A 6,000-nucleotide genomic window follows, 5' to 3' on the forward strand; every position below is an offset into this window, starting at 1 on the left:
AATGCAAAACTTCATGCTACAATACGCGCCAATCTTAGCACGGCTTAAAAGCCCTAAATCAATAGGACCTCGCTAATGTTTGCCAATATCTCTATTGCTGAATTTGATCCAGAATTAGCTCAAGCAATCTCGAATGAAGATGCTCGTCAAGAAGCTCATATTGAGCTAATCGCTTCTGAAAACTACTGCTCACCAGCAGTCATGGAAGCTCAAGGTTCAAAACTCACTAACAAATATGCGGAAGGCTACCCAGGTAAACGCTACTATGGCGGTTGCGAATACGTAGACGTGATCGAACAATTGGCGATTGACCGTGCTAAAGAACTCTTTGGTGCTGATTATGCTAACGTTCAGCCACATGCTGGTTCACAAGCAAACTCAGCGGTTTACTTAGCGCTTCTTAACCCTGGCGATACAGTTTTGGGTATGAGCCTTGCTCACGGTGGTCACTTGACTCACGGTGCAAAAGTAAGCTTCTCTGGTAAAACATATAACGCGATTCAATATGGTTTAAACCCAGAAACTGGCGAAATCGACTATGAAGAAGTTGAACGTTTAGCGGTGGAACACAAGCCACGTATGATCGTTGCAGGTTTCTCTGCATACAGCCAAATCGTAGACTGGCAGCGTTTCCGTGACATCGCGGACAAAGTGGGTGCTTACCTGTTTGTTGATATGGCGCACGTTGCAGGTCTGGTTGCTGCTGGCGTTTACCCAAGCCCAGTGCAAATTGCTGACGTAACAACGACAACGACTCACAAAACACTTCGTGGTCCACGTTCTGGTTTAATCCTTGCGAAAGCAAACGAAGAAATCGAGAAAAAATTACAGTCTGCTGTATTCCCGGGTAACCAAGGTGGTCCTTTGGTTCACGCGATTGCAGCGAAAGCGATCTGCTTTAAAGAAGCGATGGCGCCTGAATACAAAGAATATCAAAAACAAGTTGTGGTGAATGCAAAAGCCATGGCTGAAGTGCTAATCGCTCGTGGTTATGATATTGTGTCTGGCGGTACTGAGAACCACTTGTTCTTGTTGTCGTTAATCAAACAAGATATCACAGGTAAAGAAGCGGATGCCTGGTTAGGTGCTGCGCACATTACTGTGAACAAAAACTCTGTACCAAACGATCCACGTTCTCCGTTCGTAACTTCAGGTATCCGTATCGGCACACCTGCAGTAACAACCCGTGGTTTCGGTGAAGCTGAAGTACGTGACCTTGCAGGCTGGATTGCTGACATTCTGGATGCGAAAGGTGATGAAACGGTCATTAACGCGGTGAAAGCGAAGGTTGAAACTGTATGTGCTAAATTCCCAGTTTATGCATAATCGGTTTTAATCGGAAAGGAGCTCCCAACCGGGAGCTTTTTTTATAGCTGTTAAAATGACGAGAAAAAATCAGGATTTGGTTTAGCGCAATTCGAGTTAAACTATATCTATATCGCACCATGATTCAGGCCTAATATTTAATAGCTTATGTTGATAGGACAAGAAAATGAGTCATCAACAAAATCATATTGCGTTTTTCTGAATCTGGCTTAAAGTTTTTTATAGACCAATCTCATTTTTAAATATTTAAAAGAACTGATTTATTCATTGCCAGCTTTTTAGATCCACCCTGTACATTCTGCTTAGTACCTGAAAATTTTTATGCAAATTTCAGACGAGCTCAGGTGTTGGTGCAATAAGCGCTGTGACTGAGATCATTTTCTTTAAATCTGAACATTGTATTTATAGGAATCATTCAAATATGGGCACAACCTGTATTTGGTGTTCCTGTTGGCTGTTGATTCATTAATTTTTTATTTAGGTATCTAACAAAGGTAATCAGGATGAATAAAACCACTATTATTTTATCTCAGCAGGATTTAGATCGTCTGGAAACCATGCTTGAGCATCAGACCAAGCTGAGCGAAACCATGATTCGTCTGGAAGATGAACTGGCACGTGCTGAAATAGTTGGCCCCGCGGAGATCGCAAGTAATATTGTCACCATGCATTCGCGTGTGTTACTGACTATTGCACCGTCTCCAGAGCCTGTGGAAGTCACACTGGTTTACCCACATGAGTTTAAAGGTGATAAAGGTCAGGTAAATGTGATTGCACCGATAGGCGCAGCCATTCTGGGCTTAGCCGAAGGTCAAACCATTGAATGGCCACAACCAGATGGCCACACCATGAAAGTGACCATTGAAAAAGTGCTTTATCAGCCAGAGAGTACCGGGGATTATCTCTGATACTGTCTTGAACGCATGCTCAAAAGCCATAGTAATATGGCTTTTTTGATCTATGACTGATGTTCAAGAGTTTCACCTGGCTAAACTAGCAGTACAGCAAAATTTATCAAACACATTTGCTTTCATTGTAAAAAATATAATTAAAATAAAGATAAAACATGGATTTAGTTAAAGTGATGTAACGAATTTCTGGATAAATATACACAACGTGGTCTGTTTTTTTGCTACATTCGTGGATATTCAAGATTTTTATTTAATCTCTCTAAAAGGATACAGTCTCCGTCATGTCGCGATTTGAAGCTTTACCCGCCTTGACTGACATGTCTTTTGATCGTGAAGAAATACTGGCGATCAAACGTAATGAACTTGTGCCTGTACTGAGCCATCAATATGGACTGAATCATTATGCGGATTCTCTGATTCAGGCACAATCGGTGTTATTAAATGGGGTCGATCCGCATTTGACCCAACAGCTGAGCCAGACCATTGAGCAATTGATTCAGGCTTTGGCAGAATCTAAAAAATATCTGAAAAAACGTAAATTTAATGCACTACAAAAATGGCTTGGGATCGATCTGGATTATGGTTCGAGTCAGGTTGAATATTATCAGCGACTGGACCGTTTACTCGATCAAGCCGATCACTTAAGTCGTAAGTTACAGATTGAAATCCAGAAATCTCAGGCCCGTTTTCAGCAGCTTTTGGGTCTACGTGAGCAGATGGCCAAGCATATTGTCGCGGCAGACGAGTTTTTATCAGAATATCCGCTGTTCATCAAAAACCAGCATCCACTGGATAATTTTTCCGAGCGGCTTTCCAAGAAAATCAATACACTGCGTACCTTGCAAAGCAGTAATGACATTGCCATTACCCAGATGCAGCTTTCACAGCAGCTGTCCTTTAGCTTATTGGACCGCTTTAAAGAAGCGCAACAGGTCTTGATTCCGGCCTGGCAATATCATGTCCAACAAAGCCAGAGCAAGCACTCGACAAGTGATCTGGAAAAACTTGATAATAGCCGTGAAAGTCTGATTAAAACGTTAAAAAAATCCCTCGAGAAACCCTCGAAAACATAACAATATAAGGTGAACCATGACCAAGTCTGATTTAGTAAATTTACCTGTTGAAAGCTCGAATGAACTGGTCGAACAAAAATTTCAGCAAATGGATCTGAAAGAACTGGGCTTGCAACCTGCTGACTTTCAGGAAGTACTGGCAGCACGTAAAGAATTGCAGGATATGAGTCATAACAGCGTGGCTGAGTATGGTAAAAATATTGCGACCAAAACCTCGACCTATACTGATGAATTACTGAATCTGGTCCAAAATAGAGATCTGGATGCGACAGGGCAGAAACTGAATCAGGTGGTGCAGGTGGCCCAGCAACTGAATACCAGCAGCATTTTAAGTCAAAAGAAAAGTTCAGGTTTTTTTGGCAATCTCCTTAGCAAGTTCAAAGGTGCAAAAGGTAACTTTGATGCACATTTCAATACCACCAAAGAGCAGCTCGATGTGCTGGTCAAAGAAATTGAAACCTCGCAGTCCGGTTTGAAAGCGCGTGTAGATACCCTGGATAAAATGTTTGACGGGGTACAGGATGAATATAAACAGTTAGGCGTACATATTGCAGCCGGCCGTTTACGTGAGCAGGAGCTACAGCAGGAAATCTCCGCTTTAACCGCTTTGCCGCAAGATCAGAGCACAACACAGAAAATTTATGATCTGAACCATCTGGCCAATAATCTGGAAAAACGGGTCAGCGATTTGCAGGTTTTGCAGCAATCTGCCATGCAAACCTTGCCGATGATCCGGATTATTCAGTCCAACAACCTGATGCTGGTCGACAAGTTTTATGCCATTAAAAATATTACTTTACCGGCATGGAAAAACCAGATCAGTCTGGCCATTTCTCTGAGCGAACAAAAGAACAGTGTCCAGCTGGCCAATACCATTGATGATGCCACCAATGAACTGCTGCGCCGTAATGCAGATCTATTGCATCAGAACTCTGTCGATACCGCAAAAGCCAATCAGCGCTCGGTAATTGATATCGAAACGCTTGAACATGTGCAAAACACCCTCATTAAAACAGTCAATGATGTGATTCAGATTCAGAAAGAAGGTGTACAAAAACGCACAGAAGCAACCGTGCGTTTGAAGGCTTTACAGGATAATCTGAATCACTTGGTGATTGAATCAAGTACGAGCGGATCAAAGCCCAACTAAATATTGTGGTTGAAGATCTAAAAGGAGTAAAGATTGCCTCCCTTAGATGAATATGCGGTGTCTCCTGGTGAGATCAAGCAAGGCGTGGTTGCGCTCAAGAAACGTCAACGCAATTTGATGTTATTGGGTATCACCAGTTCTACGGTATTTATTGCCTCCATCATTGGTCTGTTTTTTCAGCAGGAACTGGTCTATGGCTTTTTTGGCCTGAGTACCGAAGTGCAGCAGTTACATTTACCGGTCAGTGTAGATGCCACGCTGGCCAGTATTGGTGATAGTCCGGATTATTTTTTTAGTTTGCTGAGCTGGTTTGGCTGGTTGATTATTAAAATTTTTGCTTCTTTTATCGGTGCATTTTTTATCATTGGCCTATTAAAGAAACTGCGTTTCTTTTATGTGCGCTTTCAGTCTTTTGTGCTGAAATTTGTCGCCTGGCTAATTGCCTTTATCGTGATCTGGTCGGGATTAACTTACTGGCAGCATGATTTACGGAATGACCGGCATGATGCTTATCAGCAGGTGGTGTATTACGATAGCAATATCAATGACAGTGAAATTGCACGATACCTCGCCGATTCAGAGATTGCCGCACCGGTAAAATCTTATTTACTGGCACAAACAGCACTTTTGCATAAACCGCAAGATTTATCGGCTGCAAAACCTTATGTATTCAATCTGGTAGAAGCAGAAAAGCAGGATGCAAAATTTGAGCAATATGGCTTTAAGCCGGAACAACTCTGGACCATGCAGCAACAGATCTATGGTCAAGCCATGACACCGGTTGCCAAGAGTGTAAATACGCAAGTACAACAGGCAAACCAGTTGAGTCAGATCACCTATCTGGTGATTATTGGAGTGGCCATTTTATCGGCATTTCTGAGTTTGGTTCTGTTCTTCTTGGCCAATTCAATCAAAGGCCGATCCTTGCGTATCGAGCAACGGATAAATTAATATTTTAGAAATGCTCCTGTTTAGGAGTATTTTTTATCTGCTGATGAAACAGTATAAAAATTAAAAGTTGAAATACCAAAAATAATTATCAAACCATTGATCTAAAAAAACGATTTATAATATAAAAACAAACTGTTTTACCTATTTTGATTTATGCACTAATATCGCTTTATCAAATAAACATTTACTCCTTTGGAGACGTTAGCCATGTTAGACCAAAATACTTCAGCTCAATTAAAAACACTACTCGAACGTCTGGAAAGCCCGATTGAACTGGTTGCGACTTTAAATGATTCCGACAAATCTGCAAAAATCAAAGAACTGGTTGAGGAAGTGGCTGCATTATCTGATTTAGTCACTGCACGCTTTGATGGTACAAACCAACGTGCTCCAAGCTTTGGTATTGCCAAAGCAGGTGAAGAGCCACGGGTCTACTTCGCAGGTCTGCCAATGGGGCATGAGTTCACCTCACTGATTCTGGCTTTACTACAAAGCTCTGGTTATGCACCGAAAGTATCTGCTGAAGTTTTAGAGTCGATTAAAGGCTTAGGAATCAAATCTGATTTTGATGTATTTGTATCACTCAGCT

5 protein-coding genes and 1 pseudogene are annotated in these 6,000 nt (G+C 41.8%); all 6 read left to right on the forward strand.

Annotation, left to right across the window (positions count from 1 at the left end; translation table 11 throughout):
• Positions 1-75: 75 nt before the first annotated feature.
• Positions 76-1,326: a serine hydroxymethyltransferase gene (glyA, locus tag FTT75_RS02015; RefSeq protein ID WP_005097502.1), complete on the forward strand. Its 1,251-nt coding sequence runs from the start codon at positions 76-78 to the stop codon at positions 1,324-1,326.
• A gap of 503 nt (positions 1,327-1,829) precedes the next feature.
• The gene (rnk, locus tag FTT75_RS02020) at positions 1,830-2,234 is read left to right on the forward strand and encodes a nucleoside diphosphate kinase regulator (protein WP_005097501.1); all 405 of its coding nucleotides are present in this window, start codon (positions 1,830-1,832) and stop codon (positions 2,232-2,234) included.
• A 284-nt stretch (positions 2,235-2,518) separates the two neighbouring features.
• Positions 2,519-3,310: a hypothetical protein gene (locus tag FTT75_RS02025; RefSeq protein ID WP_005097500.1), complete on the forward strand. Its 792-nt coding sequence runs from the start codon at positions 2,519-2,521 to the stop codon at positions 3,308-3,310.
• Between the two features lie 16 nt (positions 3,311-3,326).
• Complete coding sequence (locus FTT75_RS02030) at positions 3,327-4,460, forward strand: toxic anion resistance protein (RefSeq protein ID WP_180040076.1); 1,134 nt, start codon at positions 3,327-3,329, stop codon at positions 4,458-4,460.
• A gap of 33 nt (positions 4,461-4,493) precedes the next feature.
• Positions 4,494-5,411 (forward strand): hypothetical protein, encoded by a 918-nt coding sequence (locus FTT75_RS02035; protein ID WP_159516065.1) that lies wholly within the window; start codon positions 4,494-4,496, stop codon positions 5,409-5,411.
• Positions 5,412-5,618: 207 nt separating this feature from the next.
• Positions 5,619-6,000 (forward strand): annotated as a pseudogene (locus FTT75_RS02040) (alkyl hydroperoxide reductase subunit F); the annotation flags it as partial.

The sequence above is a fragment of the Acinetobacter sp. YH01008 genome (genome assembly GCF_013420435.1).
GTDB lineage: Bacteria > Pseudomonadota > Gammaproteobacteria > Pseudomonadales > Moraxellaceae > Acinetobacter > Acinetobacter pseudolwoffii.

Coding starts and splice junctions, on each gene's coding strand:
- glyA (WP_005097502.1), top strand. CDS start 76: ATGTTTGCCAATATCTCTATTGCTGAATTTGATCCAGAATTAGCTCAA.
- rnk (WP_005097501.1), top strand. CDS start 1,830: ATGAATAAAACCACTATTATTTTATCTCAGCAGGATTTAGATCGTCTG.
- FTT75_RS02025 (WP_005097500.1), top strand. CDS start 2,519: ATGTCGCGATTTGAAGCTTTACCCGCCTTGACTGACATGTCTTTTGAT.
- FTT75_RS02030 (WP_180040076.1), top strand. CDS start 3,327: ATGACCAAGTCTGATTTAGTAAATTTACCTGTTGAAAGCTCGAATGAA.